Source organism: Nostoc sp. LEGE 12447 (genome assembly GCF_015206985.1).
In the GTDB taxonomy this organism is placed as follows: Bacteria; Cyanobacteriota; Cyanobacteriia; order Cyanobacteriales; family Nostocaceae; genus Nostoc.
Genome location: NZ_JADEXT010000053.1, coordinates 15704 through 41221, shown reverse-complemented (window position 1 = coordinate 41221; position 25518 = coordinate 15704). Strand labels below are relative to the sequence as shown.

19 protein-coding genes, 1 pseudogene and 1 riboswitch are annotated in these 25518 nt (G+C 42.0%); of the genes and pseudogenes, 11 read left to right on the top strand and 9 right to left on the bottom strand.

What is annotated here, in order from left to right:
- Nucleotides 1-128: 128 nt before the first annotated feature.
- Nucleotides 129-1037: pseudogene (locus tag IQ274_RS31480) on the bottom strand (DEAD/DEAH box helicase); the annotation flags it as partial.
- Nucleotides 1038-1180: 143 nt separating this feature from the next.
- On the opposite strand from IQ274_RS31480, the gene IQ274_RS31475 reads away from it, so the two are divergent.
- Nucleotides 1181-2482 carry an adenylate/guanylate cyclase domain-containing protein gene (locus tag IQ274_RS31475; RefSeq protein ID WP_194144588.1) on the top strand — a complete coding sequence of 434 codons (1302 nt, stop codon included), beginning with the start codon at nucleotides 1181-1183 and terminating at the stop codon, nucleotides 2480-2482.
- 296 nt (nucleotides 2483-2778) lie between these two features.
- Nucleotides 2779-5898 (top strand): PAS domain S-box protein, encoded by a 3120-nt coding sequence (locus IQ274_RS31470; protein ID WP_194144587.1) that lies wholly within the window; start codon nucleotides 2779-2781, stop codon nucleotides 5896-5898.
- Nucleotides 5899-6430: 532 nt separating this feature from the next.
- Here IQ274_RS31470 and IQ274_RS31465 read toward each other — a convergent pair.
- The 3 genes from IQ274_RS31465 to IQ274_RS31455 all read right to left on the bottom strand — a co-directional run bounded on the left by IQ274_RS31465 (nucleotide 6431) and on the right by IQ274_RS31455 (nucleotide 9120).
- On the bottom strand, nucleotides 6431-7249 hold the full coding sequence (locus IQ274_RS31465) for a type 1 glutamine amidotransferase (RefSeq protein WP_163930768.1): 819 nt from the start codon (nucleotides 7247-7249) through the stop codon (nucleotides 6431-6433).
- 81 nt (nucleotides 7250-7330) lie between these two features.
- Nucleotides 7331-8668 (bottom strand): MurT ligase domain-containing protein, encoded by a 1338-nt coding sequence (locus IQ274_RS31460; RefSeq protein WP_163930766.1) that lies wholly within the window; start codon nucleotides 8666-8668, stop codon nucleotides 7331-7333.
- A 152-nt stretch (nucleotides 8669-8820) separates the two neighbouring features.
- Entirely contained in the window at nucleotides 8821-9120 is a 300-nt protein-coding gene (locus IQ274_RS31455) for a hypothetical protein (protein ID WP_163930764.1), read from the bottom strand.
- Nucleotides 9121-9311: 191 nt separating this feature from the next.
- Here IQ274_RS31455 and IQ274_RS31450 point away from each other — a divergent pair, with 191 nt between their 5' ends.
- Nucleotides 9312-9590 carry a hypothetical protein gene (locus IQ274_RS31450; RefSeq protein WP_012411093.1) on the top strand — a complete coding sequence of 93 codons (279 nt, stop codon included), beginning with the start codon at nucleotides 9312-9314 and terminating at the stop codon, nucleotides 9588-9590.
- Between the two features lie 369 nt (nucleotides 9591-9959).
- Here the strand turns inward: IQ274_RS31450 and IQ274_RS31445 are convergent, their stop codons facing one another.
- Nucleotides 9960-10421 carry a hypothetical protein gene (locus tag IQ274_RS31445; protein ID WP_163930760.1) on the bottom strand — a complete coding sequence of 154 codons (462 nt, stop codon included), beginning with the start codon at nucleotides 10419-10421 and terminating at the stop codon, nucleotides 9960-9962.
- 558 nt (nucleotides 10422-10979) lie between these two features.
- Between IQ274_RS31445 and IQ274_RS31440 the strand changes: the two genes are divergently transcribed.
- Nucleotides 10980-14609, top strand: coding sequence for an AAA-like domain-containing protein (locus IQ274_RS31440; RefSeq protein WP_194144586.1), 3630 nt, complete (start codon nucleotides 10980-10982; stop codon nucleotides 14607-14609).
- A gap of 87 nt (nucleotides 14610-14696) precedes the next feature.
- On the opposite strand, the gene IQ274_RS31435 is transcribed toward IQ274_RS31440, so the two are convergent.
- From IQ274_RS31435 to IQ274_RS36945, 3 genes are all read right to left on the bottom strand, one after another.
- A complete protein-coding gene (locus IQ274_RS31435; protein WP_163930755.1) occupies nucleotides 14697-15440 on the bottom strand; it encodes a cobalt-precorrin-6A reductase in 744 nt (247 codons plus the stop codon).
- Entirely contained in the window at nucleotides 15440-15859 is a 420-nt protein-coding gene (locus IQ274_RS31430) for a DUF1636 domain-containing protein (RefSeq protein ID WP_163930792.1), read from the bottom strand. The genes IQ274_RS31435 and IQ274_RS31430 overlap by 1 nt, the downstream gene beginning before the upstream one ends.
- Nucleotides 15860-15880: 21 nt before the next feature.
- A riboswitch (cobalamin riboswitch) is annotated at nucleotides 15881-16046 on the bottom strand.
- A gap of 202 nt (nucleotides 16047-16248) precedes the next feature.
- Nucleotides 16249-16557, bottom strand: a complete 309-nt coding sequence (locus IQ274_RS36945; RefSeq protein ID WP_228058494.1) for a hypothetical protein — start codon at nucleotides 16555-16557, stop codon at nucleotides 16249-16251.
- Between IQ274_RS36945 and IQ274_RS31425 the strand changes: the two genes are divergently transcribed.
- The 4 genes from IQ274_RS31425 to IQ274_RS31410 all read left to right on the top strand — a co-directional run bounded on the left by IQ274_RS31425 (nucleotide 16484) and on the right by IQ274_RS31410 (nucleotide 19242).
- Nucleotides 16484-16681 carry a SemiSWEET transporter gene (locus tag IQ274_RS31425; protein WP_228058493.1) on the top strand — a complete coding sequence of 66 codons (198 nt, stop codon included), beginning with the start codon at nucleotides 16484-16486 and terminating at the stop codon, nucleotides 16679-16681. The two genes, IQ274_RS36945 and IQ274_RS31425, sit on opposite strands and share 74 nt — an antisense overlap.
- Nucleotides 16682-16824: 143 nt before the next feature.
- On the top strand, nucleotides 16825-18480 hold the full coding sequence (locus IQ274_RS31420) for a radical SAM protein (protein ID WP_194144585.1): 1656 nt from the start codon (nucleotides 16825-16827) through the stop codon (nucleotides 18478-18480).
- A 104-nt stretch (nucleotides 18481-18584) separates the two neighbouring features.
- A complete protein-coding gene (locus IQ274_RS31415; RefSeq protein WP_163930749.1) occupies nucleotides 18585-18773 on the top strand; it encodes a CPXCG motif-containing cysteine-rich protein in 189 nt (62 codons plus the stop codon).
- Between the two features lie 19 nt (nucleotides 18774-18792).
- Nucleotides 18793-19242, top strand: a complete 450-nt coding sequence (locus tag IQ274_RS31410; protein WP_163930746.1) for an SRPBCC family protein — start codon at nucleotides 18793-18795, stop codon at nucleotides 19240-19242.
- Between the two features lie 26 nt (nucleotides 19243-19268).
- Here IQ274_RS31410 and IQ274_RS31405 read toward each other — a convergent pair whose 3' ends face one another.
- Entirely contained in the window at nucleotides 19269-20087 is an 819-nt protein-coding gene (locus tag IQ274_RS31405; protein ID WP_194144584.1) for an SDR family NAD(P)-dependent oxidoreductase, read from the bottom strand.
- Nucleotides 20088-20922: 835 nt separating this feature from the next.
- Between IQ274_RS31405 and crtW the strand changes: the two genes are divergently transcribed.
- The 3 genes from crtW (at nucleotide 20923) to hflX (ending at nucleotide 24768) form a co-directional block, all read left to right on the top strand.
- The gene (crtW, locus tag IQ274_RS31400) at nucleotides 20923-21684 is read left to right on the top strand and encodes a beta-carotene ketolase CrtW (RefSeq protein WP_163930744.1); all 762 of its coding nucleotides are present in this window, start codon (nucleotides 20923-20925) and stop codon (nucleotides 21682-21684) included.
- Between the two features lie 210 nt (nucleotides 21685-21894).
- Nucleotides 21895-22866 (top strand): 7,8-didemethyl-8-hydroxy-5-deazariboflavin synthase subunit CofG, encoded by a 972-nt coding sequence (cofG, locus tag IQ274_RS31395; RefSeq protein WP_194144583.1) that lies wholly within the window; start codon nucleotides 21895-21897, stop codon nucleotides 22864-22866.
- A gap of 156 nt (nucleotides 22867-23022) precedes the next feature.
- Complete coding sequence (gene hflX, locus IQ274_RS31390; protein ID WP_194144590.1) at nucleotides 23023-24768, top strand: GTPase HflX; 1746 nt, start codon at nucleotides 23023-23025, stop codon at nucleotides 24766-24768.
- The last annotated feature ends 750 nt before the right edge of the window (nucleotides 24769-25518 follow it).

Sequence of the window (25518 nt, the reverse complement as noted above, 5' to 3'; positions counted from 1 at the left end):
CTTCTCCCACCAGTCCAGCATTGCTTGTCACCTTTAGCACTCGATTGCAATTACTTTACCGTATTTGCGGTGCTGTTTCTTAAATCCTTTATTAGTAAGCCTTTCAAGACTTAACGGGAAAAGTCAGGTCCAGATTGCGATCTAGCACTCATTTGCACGAACATTTGCCAACCTTGTAGACTCCCCAAAGAAATCTTTGATTGCTTCAAAAAGTCGTTGCGGGTTTGAATGAGTTGATTGTATCTTTCTCGCTCAAGTTGCGATAACTTTACTTTAATTTGGACAATTTCATGTTCTGCTAACGCCTGACCCGCCAAATCTTCGGCGCGTTTGCGATATACTTCTTCACCAATCAGAATATTTAAATCAGCGTGTTTACCATCAGTGCGTTCTGGTGTAGCAGAGAGTCCCAGACGATAAGGTGCGATCGCATATTCAGCGATAACCCGATTAAAATCTGTCGGTAAATGGTGACATTCGTCAAAAACAATCAGCGCATATTGGTTCCCCAAGGTTTCGGCGTGAATTGCGGCACTATCATAAGTTGCAACTAAGATAGCTGTTCTATCCCGCGAACCACCTCCCAGCAATCCCACCTCAGCATCGGGGAAAGCTGCTACCAAATGTGCATACCACTGATGCATTAAATCTAGAGTTGGCACCACAATCAGCGTCGTGCGCGGCGTTGATTGCATCGCCATTTGTGCTAAATAAGTCTTTCCCGCCGCCGTGGGAAGCACAACTACTCCCTGCCTACCCGCCAGTTTCCAAGCCGCTAACGCCTCAGTCTGGTGTGGATAGGGTTCCATTTCCAAAGTCGGAACCAAATCTACAGGATAAAATTGCTTGGCCTCATCGATAAAATTCACATCTTCCGCTTGTAGTGCTTCTACTAGCGATCGGTATCTAATTGCTGGAATGCGGAATTTTTCAACTCTATCATCCCACGTAGCATAATCCATCCAACCTTTGCCGCGTGGTGGTGGATGCAAAATTAATGTGCCACGATCAAAATTTAGTGTAGGGGTACGAGCCATTTATGGGAATTGGGTATTGGGAATTGGGCATAGGGATTAGGTTACAGGTGACAGGTGATAGGGAATAATCTGTACCCTGTAACCTGTACCCTATTCCCTTCTTTACTCCCTAGTCCCTTGATTACTAATAACGCAAAAAGTGCATGATTCATCCAAGTAACTCAGATAAAACCCAACTAGATGCGCTCATTAGTCACGGAATGTCCAATCGGCAAACCAACAATAACCTTGCCGAATCCTACAAAGAACAGCGACAGAGCTTTCTACTGAAACGGCTACAATTGCAGGCGCAAATTATGCTAGTAGTTGGCTTGACTTTAATCGCTTTTTCCCTTTGGGAAAATTCATATCTAGAAGCCAAGATATACGCCTTTAAAATTGGGATTGTCGTAGAATTATTCACTCTTATTTGTTGGGGTTTATGTAAAACTCCTATCGGTCGTCGCCATCCTGATTTAATTTTTTTGAGTTTATGCTGGGCTGTAACTTGTGTTGTCCAAATTGATATAGCTTTATTGTTTAATAATCTGGAACCTAGAAGCAATATTTGGACTCTGATGTTTCTCACTCAGGCTACAATTATACCAGTTCAATGGTGGATGCATTTAATATCTCAATTTGGAACAATAATTTGCTATTTAACCTTATATTTCTTATATAATCCTATATTGAAGAATCCATCAGCTTTTTATGCTGAACAAGGATTATACTTTTTTTGGACTTGCATAATTTGTGTATTTTCTGTATTTTTATACGAACGCTTGCGAAAAAAAGAATTTTATGCGCGTAAAGCAATGGAACTGGCGCAGCAAAAATCGGAACGGCTGCTACTAAATATTTTGCCAGGGATGATTGCAGAACAATTAAAACAACAGCCTACAACTATTGCTGATAGTTTTATGGAAGTTACGGTATTATTTGCCGATATTGTTGGTTTTACAGAGCTTTCAGCTCGTACATCTCCTACGGAATTAGTTGAGTTATTAAATACAATATTCTGTTTGTTTGACCAATTAGCAGAACTTCACGGAGTAGAGAAAATCAAGACTATTGGCGACGCATATATGGCTGTTGCCGGATTGCCAAATCAGTCTAACGATCATGCTTCAGCAATAGCTAATATGGCGTTGGATATGCAAAATTCTATAGCTATCTTTAATGCAGAAAATAATCAATTATTTAGCATCCGTATTGGCATTAGTACAGGGCCCGTTGTAGCGGGAGTGATTGGTCTGAAAAAGTTTGCTTACGATCTCTGGGGAGATACAGTAAATACTGCTAGTAGAATGGAATCACATGGAATAGCCGATAGTATCCAGGTCTGTGAAGCAACTTATCAGCTTTTAAAAGATAAATACTTATTCGATAAACGAGGTTTAATTCAGGTTAAAGGCAAAGGAGAAATGATGACTTATATCCTAAAAGAAGTTAATTTTAAAAATTAATTAAAGCTATGCTATTTGACGGATATAGAGAAATATAAAATATATAATTAGAGCGATAAATCTTAGCTATTTAACCTCTGCTAAAACTAAGCTTTAATCCTTTAGATAGATTCACAGCAAATAACTGCTTTAATGTGTATTATTTCGATGCATAATAAATATTGAGCGATGTCTACGACGGGCTGTGACGCTCTCTACGAGACGCTAGAAGCGAACGCAGACTGGCTAACGCATCGCATTCTCTAGCTGATTTTGGGAATAATCCTTTAGCTAGCTGCATAAAAGGAGAAGCCACATTGAAAGGAACACGTTCCCTTCTAGCGCCCTATGCTGTTGCACTATTGGCTGTTGGTAGCGCATTGCTACTAACACTATTGCTACAGCCACTACTGAAACCAACTATTTTCCTGCTGTTTTTTGCTGCCGTAGCGGTTAGTGCTTGGTATGGTGGTATGGAAGCAGGATTGCTGGCTACTGCTTTGTCTACTTTAACTGTTAGCTATTTTTTCTTAGAGCCAGTGTTTTCGCTCTCGGTTGCGAGTCTAGACAACATAAGACGGTTAGGCTTGTTTGTCCTGGTGACAACATTCATCACCTTGCTAAACTCAGAGTTACGCACTGCCAAACAACATCTTCAAATGAGTTTGCAGAAGTTAAAAGTGAGCGAGGCAAAGTTTAGAAGGTTGGTAGAGTCCAACATTATTGGGGTAATTGTAGCCAATATGGATGGGGCGATCGCAGAAGCTAATGATGCTTTTTTACGAATGGTAGGTTATTCGCAAGAAGATTTACTTGCCGGGCGGGTTCGATGGCGCGACATGATCTCACCAAAATATATTGAAACAAACAACAGTGCGATCGCAGAACTCAAAGCCAAAGGAGTATGTCAGCCTTTTGAGAATGAATACATCCGCAAAGATAACACTCGCGTTCCCATCCTGTTAGGTTCTACTTTGTTAGAAAATAATTCTAACGATATTATCTCTTTTGTCCTTGATTTAAGCGAACGCAAACAGGTAGAGCTTGCCCTATGCCAAAGCGAAGAACGCTACCGCGCTTTTTTAGAGCAGAGTTCAGAAGGTATTTGGTGCATTGAACTAGAAGTACCAATTTCGGTGGACTGTCCAGAAGATGAGCAAATTCAACATTTTTACCAATATGTTTACTTAGCCGAATGCAACAATGTGATGGCACAGATGTATGGCTGTTCTCGTGCCGAAGAAATTATCAACGCCAGACTAGGAGATTTTCTCATTGCCTCCGATCCACATAATATTGCATACCTGCGTAATTTTATCCGTTCTAACTACCGATTAATCGATGCAGAGTCTCACGAAATAGATAAGCAAGGTAATTCCAAATATTTTTTGAATAATCTAGTGGGAATTGTCGAAAATGGGTTTTTAGTCAGAGCGTGGGGAACTCAACGCGATATCACAGAACGCAAACGAGCAGAAGCAGCACTGTGTCAACGAGAAGATCAACTGCGGCTAATTACAAATGCTGTGCCCGTCCAGATTTCTTATGTCGATTCCCAGCAGCGTTATCGCTTTAATAACAAGGGATATGAAGACTGGTTTGGGCTTCCCGCTTCCGAAATTTATGGTAAACACATTAGAGAAATTCTGGGAGAGTCGGTTTATCAGTCAATTCTTCCTTATGTAGAAGCAGTACTTTCTGGAGAGGAAGTCACTTATGAAACCCAATTACCTCATAAAGATGGCACAAACCATTACATAAATGTAAGTTACGTTCCCCAGTTTAGTGAGCAAGGAAAAGTTGAAGGATTTGTTGCCCTAATCACAGATATTACACTTCACAAGTTAGCAGAATTCGCTCTAAAACAGAGCGAGAAACGGTTAAAGACGCTCACCGAAAAAGTCCGCATAATTCCTTGGGAGGTGAATGCCACTACTGGAAATTTTACTTATGTAGGGCCGCAAACCGTTGAGATTCTTGGCTATCCATTATCAGACTGGTACATCGATGATTTCTGGCAAAAACACATGCATCCAGAAGATTGCGAGTGGGCTATTCAGTATTGCCAAGAATCTTCGCTGTCACTAAATAATTACGAATTTGAATACAGAATGTTGGCTGCTGATGGCAGAGTTGTGTGGCTGTATGACATTGTTAATGTTGTGCGGGATGAGAATGGGCCACAGCTACTACATGGGTTTATGCTCGATATTACCGATCGCAAGCAAGCAGAGCAAGAACGCGAACAACTGCTTGAGCGCGAAAAAGCAGCACGCGCCGATGCAGAAGCAGCAAATCGGATGAAGGATGAGTTTCTCGCCACCCTCTCCCACGAACTCCGCACACCCTTAAACGCCATATTGGGTTGGACGCAGCTACTGAGAAATCGCAAGTTTGATGAGGCTACTACTGCGCGGGCGCTAGAAACAATTGAGCGTAACACTAAATCCCTGACGCAACTAATCGAAGATGTCCTAGATGTGTCACGGATTATTAGAGGCACACTTCATCTCAGTATCCATCGGATAAAACTTGTACCACTTGTAGAGGCGGCAATCGATACTGTACGCCCAGCAGCTGAGGCTAAAGAGATTAACATCAAGTGTAGATTCGATCCTGAAGTTGGGGTAGTTGTGGGTGATACCAACCGCTTGCAACAGGTTGTGTGGAACTTGCTCTCCAACGCCGTCAAGTTTACACCCAAGGGTGGAAGAGTTGATGTGCAATTAGAGCGGATCGAATCTTCCGTGCAAATTCGGGTAAGCGATACGGGAGCGGGAATTGCTGCCGAATTCCTCCCCCATGTATTTGAACGCTTTTGTCAAGCTGACAGTTCCAGCACGCGATCGCATGGCGGACTAGGATTAGGGTTAGCGATCGTCCGTCACTTGGTAGAATTACACGGTGGCACAGTCTCTGTTGAAAGTCTAGGAATTGGACAGGGAGCGACATTCATTGTCAATCTGCCGATGAAAGCCGTTTATGTAGAGGCTAATACAGCAGAGCTGCCTTCATCTCTGGTGGATGTCCCAGAGGCTAATAATTACCTGCCAAGATTAGATGACTTGCGAGTGCTAATTGTCGATGATGAGGCAGAAGCGCGTCATTTACTCACCACCATTCTGGGACTGTATGGGGCGCAAGTCATAGCAGCAGCATCTGCTTGTGAAGCTCTGCTTGCTTTGCAACAATTTCACCCCCATATAATGGTGAGCGATATCGGTATGCCACAACAAGATGGCTACGCACTAATTCGTCAAGTGAGGGCGCTACCAACAGATCAAGGAGGGCGGATTCCAGCAGTAGCGCTGACAGCCTATGCTAGGGCAGAAGATCGCACGCAAGCGTTGTTAGCAGGCTTTCAACTCCACGTCCCCAAGCCAGTAAATCCCGCCGAGTTAGCAGTTGTAGTTGCCAACCTCACCGGACGCACTTGAAGAATTAAAAATTAAAAAGTAAAAATTCAAGATGAATTTAATATTTCTTTTGCTTTTTACTTTTGCCTTATTTGATGAATTTTTATAATGGTTTACGAGTATTAAAGGCTTATGAATGAGCCTTTAATACTCGTGAACGGAGTTCAAAGGTGGATTCATCCGGTTCAAATACTCGGCGACGGAGTTTTCCTGATTATCCTGCGATCGTAAATTCAACTTAAGTTCTAACGCTTATCCTACAAGCGTTTTACCCCACCCTAACCCTCCACTTTACAAGGCTACGGTGTACACACAAGTCTTCTAGAGTTGCCCCAGAGCCTTTTGATCCCCCCAACCCCCCTTAAAAAGGGGGGCAAAAACCTCTCAAAGTCCTCCTTTTTAAGGAGTATTTAGGAGGATCTACACAATTTTGGTTTTGTATAGAGATGTGTGTACACCGTAGACTTTACAAGGGGAGGGTTAGAGGGGGTGAGAAGGACTTGTGTGTACACCCTGCCCCGACACGGAGAGAGGCTTAATCAGCGAACTGAGGTTAAACTTTCGCTGCCGCAGCACCTGGTAAACTGACTTTCAACCGCTTAAACATCGCTTCTCTTGCTTGTGCAGCGAGGCTATCGTCAAAAGGTTTTAAGGTAATTTCCTGCTGATACTTTAGCCGCAATGCTGTTTGAATTAACCAATCGGCGACAAAGGGATTTTTCGGTAACAAAGGGCCGTGGGAATAAGTAGCGATCGCATTCTGATAAAATGCTCCTTCTGTCCCATCTTCACCATTATTTCCCAAACCGTACACCACGCGCCCTAAAGCTTCCACTTTTCCCAGTTTGGTACGTCCGCCGTGATTTTCAAAGCCTACCAAATACGGTGTAGTACCAGTCATCTCTTTTAAATCTTGTGCTAGGCGTGAAGCTGTCACTTCAATTACCAAGTTACCAATACAGCGCTTAGTATTTTCACCAGGATGAACCGAGACTAAATCGAGTATTCCCAAACCATCAATCCGTTGTCCTAAGCCTGGTTCATAATAATGTCCCAGTAATTGGGGGGAACCACAGGTAAATACTCCCGGTGTTCCATTTTCGATTTTTTCGCGCATTGCATCAGCTTTCGCACCTTGCAAATCACGCATGACAATTTCTTGCTGACGATCTTGTGCGCCACCACCAACTATGACATCTACAGTTTTAATATCTGCGGCTGTGGCATTTTGATCTAGAGGTAATACTTTAACATCGTATCCCCGCCACTCGGCGCGACGTTCTATAGTAATTACATTACCGCGATCGCCATAGGTACTCATCAGCGTCGGATAAAGCCAACCTATTGTTAATTCCAAATTTTGAGAACTCATAAATTTTGGGAAAGGGGAAAGGGGAATTGGGAATGGGGAATTGGGACGAGAATAACTACTGACGAATGACAAATGACAAATTTAAAGAATTTTTCGCCCAGTAAGAACTTCTCGCACTTCTAGCATGGCTGAGTAGGTGGGCAGAATATGCAGAGTTTCATTCTCTGGTGTATGTTCTAATGCAGTTGCGATCGCTTGTCGCAAATCTTCTTCCACAATTAAATTTAAGTTACTCTCAAGGGACTTTTGGCTGTAACGTAGACGTAGTGCCATATCGTAGACGCGATCGCCACTCACTACTAAAGTCCCGCCGCGTTCAACTAATTTCTCGGTATCTACGTCCCAAATCCAGGATACATCAGTGCCATCGGGTGTGCGATCGTTCAATACCAGCAGTGTAGTTTTATCTGTGCTTTGAGTTACTACGCGAATGGTTTCATTCGTCCCTACGGGATTTTTTGATAACAATATTCGCACTCGTTTACCGTTAATTACTAAATCTTCTGCACGACCAAAGGCAGCTTGGAAGTTGTTAATAGTGTCTCTGATCGTTACTTCATCAACTCCTAGCTCAATAGCCGCAGTAGCAGCAGCTAAAGTATTATATTTGTTGTACAAACCAACCAGAATTTGTGACCATTCACTACTTTCTAGAGTCGGTTTACTTTTAGTGAAACCACACTTGGGACAAGTGAAATCTCCCAAATGAGACAAATAGACACCCTTGTAATCTAGAGAATGTCCACATTTGGGGCAATAGATAGAATCAACAGCGTGAGGAATAGCTTCTAGATAGTGTTCTGGTTCATTTAAGCCAAAGAATAACACTCGTTGCGGTAACTGCTGACCAAGGTTAGATAAAGTTGGGTCATCAGCATTAGGAATTACCACCGTTTCTGTTGGTAGGGTAGAAATAACTTTTGTCCAACGTTTACTAATTGTATCTACTTCGCCGTACCTATCAAGCTGGTCGCGGAACAAGTTTAAACAGAGAATAATTCGCGGCTGGAGTGGCTTTAATACTCTTGGTACAATATTTTCATCCACTTCCAAAATGGCGTAATCAGTATTTAGCGTGCCTAGTAAGTTGGTGCTTTCTAACAGCGCCGTCATCAAGCCATTTTCTAGATTTGCACCTGTAGAATTATGAGTGACGCGAAAACCCTTGCGCTCTAGGATTGTGCATAAAAGCAGGGCTGTAGTGGTTTTGCCGTTAGTACCAGCAATTAAAATCACTCCATTTTTAACTTGCTGACTCAATAATTGTAAAAGTCGGGGTTCAATGCGACGAGCAATCGAGCCTGGTAATACACTAGCAGCACCCAGACGGAGCGATCGCACTATAAACGTCACACTTTTTGCCACTGACACTGCGAAACCTAATCGCAGCCTATCTATGAATTGAATTTTGTTTCCCACATCTGTACCCTAGTCTTCTGGCGTTGCTAATTGAAAGTATTTAATTGCAAATTTAATATGCGTGAGTTTAGCGAATCCTGACTGAAAAAGCCAGCTTCTTAATTTTGAGGTAGGGGGAAGGGGGCAGGCTTTCAAGGGCAGGTTTTTATTTTTTAGGCAGAAGAGAAGTAGAGATTAGTAGTCCAAGGTTGAGGGAAAAAGTGACCAAAAGGGAGAGGCTGACCCAATAACAAAGCAACGATAACTTTGATGAAACCACGACGGAAACAACTCAAAAGGCGTGTGGGTTGGAGAGCAGGCGGTAAATTATGTGCCACATGATTTGCTGCTTCGTCATCATTCCCAGATCCATTACTCCACATTGCCAGTACCTTCGCCTGTGGCTGACTTAAGTGTGGTAGCTTTGCGCTAACGATCACTATCCAGCTGTTTAAACCTGAATACTCGTTCATGACCTGCTTTATGTCACGATGTTTTATTCTATCTTTTACCCTTTTCTAAAAACCTGCCCTTGAAAGCTCATCCTCCCACTCTGTCTACTATTACAAGAGGTAAAGATTAAGTAGCAACTTTGGCAACTGCGGAGACAATGTAGAGTATCTCCTAGTAATTTAGCAAAGTTATAAGCATTGGAGCAAAGCAAATGAATGCTAAACTGATCGCTTTCTCTGGCTTTGTGACGGTATTTTTGGGTGCAGGAATTGGTTTTATTGCTGCTAATTTACTTCCTTGCCCCTACACGAGTCAAATGTATCAAGATTTGGAGCAAAAATACGTCCTTGTAGGTGCAGTTGCTGGTTTGCTAATTGGTTCTAGTCAGGAAATGATTAGAGAACTCAAGCAAGAGCGGGATGCGGAAGAAGACTTGCTCCAGGATTTGAATAAAGCTATTCACTCAAGTAAAAACCCAAAAAATTACTGAGATGTTAGAGGTTGTTTGAAAAGTGTTTTGCTGTGACTTTGGGATAAGCCAGAAAGCCCTCATGTAGAGACGCGATTTATCGCGTCTAAAAGACTGATACGTTAGAGAAACGCGATTTACCGCCGTCTCTACAGAGAATGTACTTGTCAATTATTCCTTATTTACATAGGTAGAATACCCTCCGGCTACTCCGTTGGAGAACTTGTAGAGTAGCCGCTTTACGTCAATTGCCCAATTGCCCCTACAATGGGATATTTTTTGTTGGAATGTCCCTAAATAAGAGTCTGAAACTCTCTTCAATTCTCTAAAAGAGGCTGCGCGAACAATTTTAAATTAGTTAATAGTTTTGTTAAATTAGCAGTAGCAGAGTTATAAATTAAAAGCTTTCTTCAAATTTTCTGGCTGCGTTACTGCCAAATATTGAGCCGACATTTCCGGTGTGAGTAGTTCTATCATGACTGTGTTTTCCAACCAGAACTCAATAACATCAAAAAAAGAATCGCGGTTACAACGTAACACTCTCCAACCTTCACGTTTACCAATCAACTCAATTTTTTCTTGACTAGAAGAAACTGAAATTGCTGCATGAGTAGCTGTGAACCCAGAAGAAGTAGGATTTTCTGCAAATGTACACTGGTTATCTCCTTCACCAGGCATTAGCTGAGTTTTTAACGGGTAAACTTCAATCCCTGTTCCATATTCATCAAGTGGAAAAACCATATAGCTGCCTGGGTGAGGGAAAAAGGGAAAAGCTTGGCCATTCAAGACTTCAGCTAAAACCTCGGCAACGTGCTGGGGGTTTTTAACAGAAATAGATATGTGATGAATCATACTTAATTACCTCGTACCCCATAATCATAATGAGGCTTATAAATTTTTTGTTTTGTGGAGTGCTTATCTTCCACGAGCAGCTTAATTATCTTTCATCCCATTTTAATTAATTTATGCAGAGAATAAAACAAATTTCCATTTAATTGAATTTGGAAAACCTTGCTTATATTCCTCTATCCTAGTAAGTGATAGCTTACACATGAGTCTTGTAGAGTTATCACAGACGCTTTTATATCCTCCCAACTCACACTACGTTGCCATCTATCACTATCATTTATGGTAATACTCGATCAAACTGCTAAAAAATCCTAACCTGGCAAAGATATACACGAAATGTAGGCACAATTCATGTAGACGCAAAGCGTCTTCTCGTATGGTATTGTTCCTATCTGAAAGTCTTTCTTTTCAGCTATTGTTTACGTAAGTAAGTTGGCACAATAAAATCAAACTATGTAAAAAAATGAACTAGGCTAAAACCCTTATATCTATTGCCTTATCTCAACGACAATTATTTCCGCCCACTTTCTTAAACTCTGTATTTGATAATTACACTTCAGTATGAGATACCAAGTAGGAGGTAGTCTCCGCAGTGACGATCCCACGTATGTTATCCGTGACGCAGACGAAAAACTTTATACTAGCCTGAAAGCTGGGGATTTTTGTTACGTTTTCAACTCTCGCCAGATGGGTAAGTCATCCTTACTACAGCGCACCAGTTATCGTCTTAGAGAAGAAGGCTATAGCTGTGTTTATTTGGATATGACCATCTTAGGTATTGAGGATACTACGCCAGAACAGTGGTACAAAGGCATCATTATCAGCTTGTTCTACAGCTTAAATTTAGCAGAACAGATCAACTTTAAACGTTGGTGGGAGACGCAAAAAGGTATTTCCTCAGTACAAAAACTACACTCTTTTGTTGAAGAAGTTTTACTACCAAACGCCAAAGCCGAACGCATTTTCATCTTTATTGATGAGATTGATAGCCTACTTAGTTTAAGTTTCCCAATTAACGACTTTTTTGCTTGGATTCGTCAATGCTATAATCAGCGACCAGAGAATTCAAACTTTAATCGCTTGGGATTTGCACTATTTGGTGTGGCAAGTCCTTCCGACCTCATCGCTGATAAAGGCCGCACACCCTTTAACCTTGGTAAAGCAATTGAGTTACACGGCTTTCAACTCTATGAAGCTACTCCTCTGCTTCAAGGAGTAAAGGAAGTAGTCAGTCAACCACAAGCAATACTGCAAGAAATTATTCATTGGACAGAGGGACAACCGTTTCTCACACAAAAACTTTGTAACTTAGTTATTCAACTTGCTGCTGAAAATGCTACAGGAATGATTAGCCTCATTCCAGGTACAGAAGCATTTTGGATTGAGCAATTAGTGAAAACGCATATTATTCAAAATTGGCAATCACAAGACGAACCAGAACATCTACGTACTATAAGAGATCGCCTATTATTCAACGACCAACGAGCAGGGCGGTTGTTGGGTATTTATCAAAAGGTGTTGCAAGCAGAGGAGCAGTTTAGTAGTGGAGGCTTCTCCCAGAAGGAAATGTCATCGAGTAGGGGAGAAGAGTTTTTCACTTTGCCTCATCTTCCTGTTCCGATTGATGATAGTCGAGAACAAACAGAGCTTTTGTTATCTGGTTTAGTAGAGAAACACAACGGCTATCTCAAAATTAAAAATCCCATCTATCGGAGTGTTTTCAATACCGAATGGGTGTTAAAACAATTAGACAATCTCCGCCCTTATTCGCAGACATTTAATGCTTGGGTAGCATCAGGGTATAAAGATGAATCGCGTTTATTGCGAGGACAGGCTCTCAAAGATACTCAAAATTGGATACAGGGCAAAAGTCTAAGCAATTGGGATTATCAATTTTTAGCCGCAAGTCAAGAATGCGAACAGCGCGAAGTGCAAACAGCATTAGAGGCAGCACGGGCGAAAGAGGTAGAAGCACGACTAGCACAGGAGCAAAAAACTGCTAAATTTCAAAGGTTTTTACTAGTTGCAGTGTGTATTGGTTTGCTCGTCTCCAGCATTTTGGGGGTGGGAAGTTTCATTATGTATCGTCAAACCAAAAAAAGCGAAAGTCAAGCTAAGAGCAGCGAAATTCGAGCGCTTGTATCTTCTTCTGCTGGACTGTTTGCTTCCCAACGGAGGTTAGATGCACTTGTAGAAGCAATCAAAGCCAAAGACAGACTGCACAAGCTAGGAACAACTAACTCAAATCTTGCACCTCAAGTTGAAAACGCACTCAGGCAAGCAGTTTATGGAGCAGATGAATACAATCGGTTTTCCGATCATACAGCAAGTATTATGGCGGTAGATGTTAGTCCTGATAGTTCTTTAATTGCCTCAGCCAGTATAGACAATACAGTTAAGCTTTGGCGACGTGATGGTACGGAAGTTGCAACTCTCAAAGGTCATAAGGGAGCAGTTAGAGCAGTAGATTTTAGTTCTGACGGTCAGTTCCTCGCCTCGGCGGGTGAAGATGGCACTATTAAACTCTGGAAACTAGATGGTACTCTGCTCAAAACTTTTAAAGGTCACACCGCTTCAGTTTGGGGAGTAGCATTTAGTCCTGATGGTCAGTTCCTCGCCTCTGCTAGTTGGGATGCAACAGTGAAACTCTGGAAGCGAGATGGTACTTTGCTCAAGACATTCCAAGGTTCTAAAGGTGCGTTTTGGGGAGTCACTTTTAGTCCTGATGGCCAGACTATTGCTGCTGCCAGTCTAGACAGGACAGTAAAACTCTGGAAACGAGATGATTCAGGCTGGCAAAACGCCAAGCCTGTACAAACTCTCGAAGGTCACACTGCTTGGGTTGTAGGAATAGCTTTCAGCCCTGACGGACAGACTATTGCTTCAGCGAGTGAAGACAGAACTGTTAAACTTTGGCGGCGAGACAGCATAAGTAAAAGCTACCGCCTTGATAAAACTCTGCAAGGGCATGATGCCGGAATTTCGGGAGTAGCATTTAGTCCCGATGGCCAGACTATTGCCAGTGCCAGTCTCGACAAAACAATTCAACTTTGGAATATTGATGGTACAGAACTGAGGACGCTTAGAGGGCACAGTGCATCAGTTTGGGGTGTAACTTTTAGTCCAGATGGTAGCTTTATTGCTTCGGCAGGTGCAGAAAACGTTGTCAGGCTCTGGCAAAGTCAAAATCCATTTCAAAAGTCTATCGTTGCACATAAGTCCGGGATTTGGTCAATAGCGATCGCCTCTGATAGTTCAACTATCGCTACAACCAGCCACGAAAATATGGTGAAATTTTGGAGTCGTCAAGGCAAATTGCTCAAAACTATCACTGAAACCAAGGGCGAAGTCTCCGAAGTTTCATTCAGTGGCGATGACAAGTTAATCGCGCTTTTCACTTCCGATGATTCGGTAAAAATCAAGAAGCAAGATGGCACTTTAATTGCTAGTTACAAAAATGTTTACAGCAAATTGACATCAGGGGTGTTGAGTCCTGACGGGCAAACAATTGCAATGGCAGGTGTTGACAAAAATATTCAGATATGGAGGCGCGATCGCCTCTGGCGGGGCGTAGCCCATCGCACCGCGACTTTGCAGGTACTCAAAGGACATCAGGCGGAAGTTTGGCACGTCGTATTTAGTCCAGACAGTCGGCTCGTTGGTTCAGCTAGCAGTGACACTACTGCTAAGTTGTGGACGCTTGACGGCAATTTGTTTAGAACCCTTGTAGGACACTCGGCGGCAGTATGGAGAGTTGTTTTTAGCCAAGATAGTAAAATGCTAGCTAGTGGAAGTGGCGACAACACCGTTAAGTTGTGGACGTTAGACGGCAAGTTATTGAATACATTCAAAGGTCATAAAGCTGGGATTTGGGGAATTGCATTTACTCCTGATGGAAAAATTGTTGCTTCTGGCAGTGTTGATGCCAGCATCAAACTTTGGAAGCTAGATGGTACGGAAGTAACAACCCTCACCGGACATACCGCAGGGATTAGGGTGGTTGCGATCAGCCCTGATGGAACTTTGCTTGTTTCAGGGGGTGATGACAACACGCTCATTCTGTGGAATTTGCCGCGAATTCTTAATCTAGATGTACTGAATTATGGTTGCACTCTGGTGCAGGATTATTTGAAAACTAACACCGCAGTGGAAGAGGGCGATCGCTCCCTTTGTAATATGCCAAATAAATAATTTCTCTCGTTGGGGTGGGTTTTTATTGATGCGATCGCGTTTCGTCTACCAAATTCTCTTGTTTTAGATGGAAAATTTGTACTATCACTAGTTCTGCAATTTGTCAAATAGCCATGCCAAAGCACCTTCAACATCACTAACTTGCTCTCCTGCCGGTATGGCTGGACGATTTACCATCACAACCTTCATGCCCAGTTCTCGTGCTGCAATAATTTTGGGCTTTGTGGCATCGCCACCGCTATTTTTACTCACTATGGTATCAATCTTGTGATCAATCAGGATTTGCCTTTCATTATTGAGGGTAAAAGGCCCGCGATCGCACAATACCATCCCCGGTGGCACTAAGGCATCATCAACAGGAGGATCAATCATCCGCATCAAAAACCAAATTTCCTTTAGATGAGCAAAGGCGGCGAGTTCTTGTCTGCCAACCGTCAAAAATACCCGATGTGCTTGGTTTTGCAGTGATGCGGCGGCGGCTTCAATGCTATCAACTTCCATCCAGCGATCGCCAATTCCTTTTTCCCAAGGCGGGCGTATTAACATCAGACGGGGTACTCTGACTTCATTTGCAGCATCTGCCGCATTGAAAGAAATTTGACTAGCAAAAGGATGGGTTGCATCAATTAATAAGTCAATTTGCATTACTCGCAGATAGCTAGCCAATCCAGCCACACCACCAAAGCCTCCAACCCGTAAATCGCCCAAGGGAACTGATGGTTCACGGGTGCGGCCTGCTAAAGACGTGATTACATCTAACCCTTGAATAGTAGCGACTCTAGCGGCTAGTTCTGCGGCATCTCCTGTACCACCCAGAATCAAAACGCGCATTAGTGAGATAAAGGTGGAATTTTGGCTAAAATGCCCTTCTTCAGGGCTTCTGGACGCTCCGACCAAGGCAGCAAACCATCTGCTTTGACATAGTATTGACTAGCGCATTTTAGTATCGCAGATGCACTATCATCAACGGCTAAATCACCAAACAAATATGTTAATTTACCTTTGGCAGCAAAAGCAACCACACAGGAACGATTACAAGCACTCATGCATTCAACTTCTTGAATTGGGAATTCATCTCGTAACTCCCAATCTTGTGCAAGTTGCTGAAGTTGGTGTAGAAGTTTTTCACCACCACTTTCACCCAAGCGTTTTCCCTCTTGCCAAACGCTAGCACAAGTTTTGCAAACAAATAAAGTATGGTCAGCAACACCCAAGGGATTCGCTGGGGAAATATTCACAGTAGTAGTCATCTGTACCTCGCAGATATGTGGAACTAGTAAATCTATTTCGGCGGGCATCCTGACTCACTCAATTTGAGATATTTAGATTACATCTCAAATTGGTTTACAGTTGCGGGACAGCGCCGGATTTGCACCGAACTTTCCCCGTTACCTCTGGTAGCTGCTCCCCACCAGAACCGAATAACCTTATCGATCATACACTAGGGTTATCTAAGAAAAGGATATAGGACTCATATTTGATTCTTGAAAAAATTCAGTATAGCTCAAAGACCCTTCTTTCCTCTTTCCTATTGCCTCTTGCCTTTCTAGGCAAGTAAGCCACCTTGTGCGAACAAAAATCAAATCGGATTCCTATATTACCTATGCAACAAAATTACAAAAAGCAGCTTCTAAATTTTTCAATCAGTAAAAACTTTATCGAAACAGAATTCAGGAGTCAGGAGCCAGAATACCCTTTCAGGGAAGCAAGCTACAGAATGAATTTTGTGCGACTGGTGGATAGCGCTGGCGGCAAGCGAGTCATCAAGCGTCTTCATTCTGACTTCTGAATTCTTCAATTTATAGGTTTGTATCGCAATGGATTTTTTGACAATTCTAGGATTAGCAGCTGCCACAATAACCACAATCTCTTTTTTGCCACAGATGTTTAAAACATGGCAAACAAAATCAGCAAAAGATGTTTCTTTCTTAACGCTGATTACATTCATAATTGGTATTTTTTTGTGGTTAATTTATGGGATATATCTACAATCTTTACCAATTATTCTTGCTAATAGCGTGACATTGCTTTTTAACTTGATAATTCTATGGCTTAAAATTAAATATAGATAACCCTGCTCATAACTAAAACCTCTGACAGGATAAAAAGGATATATTCTGTGAATAGCAGGAAGAAAAACAATTAATGCTGCCTGTATATAATCTGACTCTAACTGTATTAATTACGAATTACGAATTACGAATTACGAATTATCATGACCTCATCTGTATTTGACTCTGAACGCCTCCTTTTCACCCCCACCACCCCAGACACCAACGCTATTCCCATAATATTCGCCTTTCCCAATGAATATAGCGTAGGTATCACTAGCCTTGGCTATCAGGTAGTTTGGGCAACCTTGGCAATGCGTGATGATGTACAGGTGAGTCGCCTGTTTACAGATACTCACGAACAACTCCCCAGAACGCCAGAAATTGTGGGATTTTCGATTTCCTGGGAATTGGATTATGTGAATATTTTAAATTTGCTGGAATCTTTAGAAATTCCTATTCAAGCAACTTCTCGTGATGATTCTCATCCGATAATTTTTGGTGGTGGCCCCGTTCTCACAGCTAACCCAGAACCTTTTGCAGACTTTTTTGATGTAATTTTACTGGGAGATGGCGAAAATTTACTGGGAAATTTCATTGAGGCGTACAAAGAAGTAAGAAATGCTTCTAGACAAACTCAACTCAAAAGACTTGCACAAATCCCAGGAATTTATATTCCCAGTTTGTATGAAGTCGAATACCACACAAAAGATGGTGCAATAAAGTCAATTAAACCAATTTCTCCAGAAATTCCCGCAGTGGTGCAAAAGCAGACTTATCGGGGAAATACTCTATCGGCTTCGACTGTAGTCACCGAAAAAGCCGCATGGGAAAATATTTACATGGTGGAAGTGGTGAGAAGTTGTCCAGAAATGTGCCGCTTTTGTTTGGCAAGTTATCTCACACTGCCTTTTAGAACAGCTAGTCTGGAAGATTCTTTAATTCCTGCGATCGCAAAAGGTTTAGAAGTCACAAATCGGCTAGGATTATTGGGGGCTTCTGTAACTCAGCATCCAGAGTTTGAAGCTTTGCTAGATTATATAAGTCAGCCAAAGTATGATGATGTCCGTCTCAGTATTGCCTCAGTGCGAACCAATACTGTAACAGTCCAGTTAGCAGAAACTTTGGCAAAACGAGACACGCGATCGCTTACCATTGCAGTAGAAAGTGGTTCTGAGAAAATCCGGCAAATCGTCAACAAAAAGCTGCATAGCGACGAAATTATCCAAGCTGCGATAAATGCCAAAACTGGCGGATTAAAAAGCTTGAAACTCTACGGAATGGCAGGAATTCCTGGTGAAGAAGCAGAGGATTTAGAGCAAACGGTGACAATGATGCGTAATATCAAAAAAGCTGCACCAGGATTACGCCTAACATTTGGATGCAGCACCTTTGTACCCAAAGCGCACACACCATTTCAATGGTTTGGGGTAAATCGTCAAGCAGAAAAGCGGTTGCAGTTTTTGCAAAAACTGCTAAAACCGCAGGGAATAGAGTTTCGCCCAGAAAGCTATAATTGGTCGATTATACAAGCTTTGTTATCGAGAGGCGATCGCAGACTATCCCAACTTCTTCAGTTAACTCGTGACTTTGGCGACTCCTTGGGTAGCTACAAACGTGCTTTCAAACAACTAAAAGGACAAATCCCCGATTTGGATTACTACGTCCATGCTGATTGGTCTACAGAACAAGTATTACCTTGGAACCACTTGCAAGGGCCTCTGCCACAGTCTACACTACTAAAGCATTTGGCTGATGCTCAGAGTTATATCAACCCATCTCCAAAGGAATTACAGCCAGTATTGGGGATTAGGGACTAGGGACTGGGGACTGGGGAATAGAAACTAGGAATTAAAAGTTAATACCCAGTACCCAGTACCCAATACCCATTACCCAGTACCCAGTACCCAGTACCCATGAATTGATGCAAAACACAGCTGAGTATTACTGCGCCTATTGCGGCGAACCGAACTTAACTTTTATTGATTTGAGTGCTGGAGGGCAGCAATCTTATGTAGAAGATTGTCAAGTTTGCTGTAACCCAAATATTTTGTATGTCCGGATTGACGAAGATACCCTAGATATCGAGATTGATACAGAATCAGAAAGTTGAATTTTAGGTTTTTCTTTCCATGCTGCACTTTAAACATTCCTCAGTAATTAATGCCTCACCAGAAGTAGTTTGGAAATTTCACGAAAGGCCAGATATTTTGCAAATACTGAATCCACCTTGGCAGCCAGTCCAAGTGGTTCGTCGTGAGGGGGGGCTGAACGTGGGCGCTATCACCGAATTTCGCCTGTTTCTCGGCCCATTACCATTAACTTGGCTAGCGCGTCATACTGAATGCGATAAATATCGCCTGTTTACCGACGAACAAATATCTGGCCCCTTTGAGTCTTGGGTGCATCGACATGAATTTGAACCGGAAGCTGGCAAAACTAGGCTGACTGATGCTATTTCCTTCTCTATGCCTGGTGGAGAAACAGTTGAATTTGTTAGTGGTTGGTTAGTACAAGTGCAACTAGAAGCAATGTTTCGCTATCGCCATTATGTAACCAAACGAGAATGTGAGTCACGATAGGAAAATATTTTGTTTGGTAGCAAAAATCAATTATCTTGATTCTTCAACCCTTGCCGCGAAACCCACTTTATCAACCCAGGAAACAAGCGATACAAAGCTTGTGAGAAATTCGCCGAACCAACCATCACTTCTGACTTCTTATTCTTGACTGCATCCCAGATAGCATTTGCTACATCTTCAGGCTTCTCCACCACCGGATTTTTCAGCACATTCTCAAGCTGTCCACGACGAGTATGAGTATCTTGCTCATCCTTGCCTCGAAAAACTGCCCGTTCCATTAAAGTACTCTTAATTAAATTCGGATAAATCCCACAAACATGAATACCTTTTGGCTGTAGTTCTATTTGTAGCGATTCCGTCAACCCTGTCACGCCGAACTTACTAGTACAATAGGGAACCAAATAAGCACTTGGCACCTTACCACCGATGGAACTTAAATTAACTATAGTTCCACTTCGACGCTGGAGAAAATGAGGCAGAAGAGCATTAATAGTGTGGATATATCCCCATAAATTAGTGTCTATAATTTGATGCCAATCACTAAGAGAAAACTGCTCTACTGGCCCCGATGCAAAGATGCCGGCATTGTTTATCAGCACGTCGATATAGCCATAATTTTCTAATGCCTTTTGCACTAACGCGTTTACCTGAGATGAGTCAGTGACATCGCAAGTAAGCGTTAATGGTGCTGGATAGCCAATGCTTTGCACTTCCTGCGCTAAAGCCTCCAAGCGGTCAGCATGACGAGCTGCAAGTACCAAGTTATATCCTTGCCGCGCAAATAAAAGAGCCGTTGCTTTGCCAATGCCTTCAGAAGCACCTGTAATTAGTACCCTAGGAGCCATACTTTAAGTTTAAAAAACCTATTTACTATTTATTAGTCTGGATAATAACACTTCAAAAACCTTCTAACTTTCGTTGGATTTTTGATTGTATCCAAAATAGATTTTTAGTGAGATTACAAGTTTTTAATAGCAGTTGTTTGGTAAAAATACCTCTGAGCGATAGGCTAATAAAAGCTATTATTGATCTTTTGTTAGATAAATATTTTCTCAACTCCTTAAAATCTCATTCTTTAGAGTTGCATTTACTTTGAAACTAGAGACAGATAGCGTCAAAGAGATAAGTTAAGTAATATGAAGAATGTAATTAGCTCCTTAAGGTAACTTAATAATTGCACTTTATCTTAGTGATAAAACTAAAACCTCGTATCAATAGCAAAAACTGCAATGCTGCTGAACGTGTGCTGACCCCTCACTCTGAAATTTGGAACGACCACCTAAGTATTATTCGTTTTCTAGCTTACCTACTTCGGGAACACCTACAGCCGAGTGCAGTATGCATCAGTACTCATTTCCCCTACCCCTCATTAATCTGACTGTTTTTGTTACAGACTGATTATAAAGGAGCAAAGAAAAGACCCTGGTTATTGCAGATACCAGGTTGAACACTGTCCTCGCTCATATCACCCAAGCTTTTAAGGGAAAACAGTTTTTAGAATAGCAGTTGCTTGTGCAATAATAGTTAAAGTATCTTAATGTTTGTACATATTATTAGAGTATTCGCACTGTCCAATTTAAAACACTGACCACTAATAGAGTTTTCTTGATGGTAGTTAGTGCTTTTTCTATTGACTATAATTTTAGGAATTTTCATCGGAATATTAGGCGGAGTAAAAGCGTGATTCAATTAGAGCAACCACCAAGTCATCAAACAAAATTGACCACATTAGGGAAAAATAAATTTCAGTTCAAGGCACTTTTCATTGCTACGATTATTGTTACTACATGGGTCATTAGCCTGAGTTTATTACTTTCCCTTGACATCTCCAAATTAACATTTTGGATGCTCTTGCCTAGTATACTTTGGCAAACATTCTTATATACAGGATTATTTATTACATCTCATGATGCTATGCATGGGGTAGTCTTTCCCCAAAACACCAAAATTAATCATTTTATTGGGACATTAACTTTATCTTTATATGGTCTTTTACCCTATAAAAAGTTATTAAAAAAACATTGGATACATCACCATAATCCTGCAAGCCAAATAGACCCCGATTTTCATAATGGGAAACACAAAAATTTCTTTGCGTGGTATTTTCATTTTATGAAGGGTTACTGGAGTTGGGGACAAATCATTGCCTTGACTATTCTCTATCACTTTAATAATCACGTCCTCCATATACCCACTGCTAATTTAACTTCCTTTTGGGTGATTCCTTCGCTTTTAAGTTCATTCCAATTATTTTATTTTGGTACTTTCCTACCCCATAGTGAACCCATAGGAGGTTATATTGAGCCTCATCATTCACAAACAATTAACCGTCCAATTTGGTGGTCATTTATCACGTGCTATCATTTTGGCTACCACGAGGAACATCACGAGTATCCCCATGTCCCTTGGTGGCAGTTACCAGAAATTTACAAAACAAAATAGTTCTTGTTTATCTAAATATTTTGGCAACAAGAATGACACGGTAATCTCTAGCATTACCAAAGCATTACCAAATCATTTTTTTAAATTTCTATTGATTCTTCTCTCTGTGTTATCTGTACCTCTGCGGTTCATTAAAAAAGTAATTCTCACAACTCAGATAGAATTGCTACATATAGCTTAAACAAGGCATTCTTTGAGATTATCCTAATTATGCCAACTAATAATTCTCGTCTTGTCACCTATAGCCCTGCTTATACAATCGTTCCCACTTACGAGTGCTTTAATAGGTGTAGTTACTGCAACTTTCGTAGTGAACCTGGTAAAAGTCCCTGGATGAGTCTTTCGGATGTAGAAAATAGTTTAAAATCACTTCAAAACGAAAAAGTCTGCGAAATCCTCATACTCAGTGGTGAAGTGCATCCCCATTCGTCAAGGCGTGAGGCGTGGTTCAAGCGAATTTATGATTTGTGCGAGTTAGCACTTTCAATGGAGTTTTTACCACATACCAATGTAGGGCCATTGAGTTTTGATGAAATGCAAAAACTCAAGCGTGTTAATGTTTCGATGGGGTTGATGTTAGAACAGTTAACGCCAACATTATTAAATAGTGTACATCGACACGCACCGAGTAAATTGCCAGAAGTTCGTTTACAACAATTACAATGGGCGGGAGAGTTGCAAATTCCCTTTACAACTGGCTTACTGTTAGGAATTGGAGAAACCTCTGATGATTGGTGGGAAACTTTAGAAGCTATATCTAACTTGCACCAACGTTACCATCACATTCAAGAAGTCATCCTGCAACCTCATAGCCCAGGAAATCAGCAAACTTTTGATGCACCTCCTTTTAATTCCCATCAATTACCAGAAGTAATTGCTAAAGCACGTAAGATTTTATCGCCAGATATTACTATTCAAATTCCGCCGAATTTAGTTAAGGATAACTTCTGGTTACTCGCTTGTATCGAAGCTGGTGCGCGAGATTTAGGCGGAATTGGGCCAAAAGATGAAGTGAATCCTGATTATCCCCATATTCAGGAACAGGCTTTGAGAAATATTTTACAACCTGCTGGGTGGGAATTAGTGCCGCGATCGCCAGTTTATCCGCAATTTGATAGCTGGCTATCGGCAGAATTACAAACAGCAGTGAAGCGATCGCGGAATGCTATGTTATTGGTTTAACATTGCTAGACCCATACCACCAAAATAGGTTCAAATCAAGACTATAGGCGATAAATTCCCAATGCATCCCTCAGAAGATATAGATAACAGCCTAAACCCTGTTGTAAAATAGACATAAGAAGGATTTGGGGGGCCATTTACTGGTCATAAACGCCTATAGAAACTATCTACGGAAATCTTCAAGGTTTAAAGTCCAGCCAGCTGAAACAACTACAGCGGCTGTATCACCAGCGTATACCAGGTGATCGCATCACCACGCCTGAGTTTTCCCAGCGTCTGGCAGCAATTAGCACAGAAGTCAATCAGCCTGTTTGCGCCTACATCAACCGTCGCGGACAAGTGATTCGCGTCGGGGTAGGCACACCGCGTCAAACGCAAATACCACCGATGGAATTGCCCCGTTACGGTGCAGAACGACTCAGTGGTATTCGTTGTATTGCCACCCATCTGAAGCCAGAACCGCCCAACGAAGCGGCACTCACGGCTATGGCCCTGCAACGCTTAGATGCCCTAGTTGTCCTAAACATTACCGGAACCGGATTTACACGGCGGGGAGGCGGTGCAACTGGATATGTCAAAGAAGCTTATCTAGCTCATCTAATACCCCAAGAGTCTCGCACCCTGATTACTAGTCCTGCTGCTTTCAAAGTAGAAGAGAGCAAAATTCAAACCCCAAGTTGGAATATATCGCCACCTATGGGTTTGGATGATTTGGCAGACCAGGATTTAGTAGACTTGGTAGAAAATCTGGAAGCAGAATTTCAGCGAGAATTTATTGCCCAGGAAGTAGATGCTGACCACGATCGCGTGCTAATTGTGGGGCTGATGACCAGTGAGGCAACTCCCCTACAATTCCAAGACACCCTAGCAGAATTGGCACGTTTAGTTGATACTGCCGGGGGAGATGTATTACAGACAATACAACAAAAGCGATCGCGCGTTCATCCCCAAACAGTAGTTGGCGAAGGTAAAGTGCAAGAAATTGCCCTAACTGCCCAAACCCTAGGAGTCAATCTTGTCGTCTTTGACCGCGACCTCTCCCCCTCCCAAGTCCGTAACTTAGAAATGCAAATTGGTATCCGGGTGGTTGACCGCACCGAAGTAATTTTGGATATCTTTGCTCAACGCGCTCAATCCCGTGCCGGTAAATTGCAAGTAGAACTAGCACAGTTAGAATACATGCAACCGCGACTGGCTGGTAGAGGTCGCACCATGTCCAGATTAGGCGGTGGTATTGGGACTCGTGGCCCTGGTGAAACCAAACTAGAAACTGAACGCCGTGCCATTGGGCAGCGTATTTCCCGACTCCAAAAAGAAGTAACTCAGCTGCAAGCCCATCGTTCACGGTTACGGCAACGAAGGCAGCATCGAGAAATTCCCTCAGTAGCTTTGGTTGGATATACTAACGCTGGTAAGTCTACCCTGTTAAACGCTCTCACAAATGCAGAAGTTTATACAGCCGACCAACTATTCGCCACTCTCGATCCTACCACCCGCCGCCTGGTGATTCCTTATGGCGAAACCAATGAACATCAGGAAATTCTAATTACAGATACAGTAGGGTTCATACACGAACTGCCTGCATCATTAATGGATGCCTTCCGCGCCACCTTGGAGGAAGTCACAGAAGCTGATGCCCTACTGCACTTGGTGGATTTGTCTCACCCAGCTTGGTTGCGTCATATTCGCTCAGTCAGAGAAATCTTAGCGCAAATGCCAATAACTCCTGGCCCGGCGCTAGTTATTTTTAACAAGATCGATCAAGCCAATAGTGAGACACTAGCTTTAGCTAGAGAAGAATTCCCCCTAGCGGTATTTATTTCAGCGAGTCAGCGCTTGGGATTAGAAACCCTACGTCACCGCCTTGCTCAACTAATTGAATATGCCGTTGATAGTAGGTAAATGTTGAGTAACTAATTCAATGTTCGCACTTTATAATTAGTGCCGTGAATATTTAACTTTGGGGAAGGCGATAAATTGCCTTCCCTTATTTATTGCATTTTTATAAGGAATAGTAGAAAAGTTGAATTATGCTTTTAAACTTTAATTCTCTAGATATTTTTAAAGCATCATTTTAGCATTGCCACACCAGTACCAATACGGCTCAGTTAGCGCCAAAAAACTTAAACGGCGTAGGTTGAGTGGAGAAACGAAACCCAACATTTCCGGGACTTTGTTGGGTTGCGCTTTGCTTAACCCAAGCGTATTGACACCAGTACAGTGGTTTTATAACTCCTGTCTGATTGTTGTTCGCGCACCACGCAAGAGAGATAGGCAGGGAGTAGGGGTTCGGAAGTAGGGAAAAAACCTTTTTGAGTTCTAGTGAGTTTTTTCAAAACTTAAATCTGATTTTGAACAATATTTTAAATAAAACCCTGATAAAGCTGGCTTTTCATCTCAGTATGTTTTCAAACATCAAATAGGAGTCCTATATTTAATTTAGCTCATGTACTTAGTGAAAGATTAAAACATCTACTTGTGTGGATTGGCGTGAGATACCTAGTGCAGGCTGGTTTTCTACAGGGCAACACTGCGCTCTATCCAACCTACAACTCTTCCTCATAGGATAGTCAATATCTCCTAAAAATCTGTTAATTAAGTAATAATATCGTGAAACCAAATATTGATTATTCAGCGTGAATATAAACAATT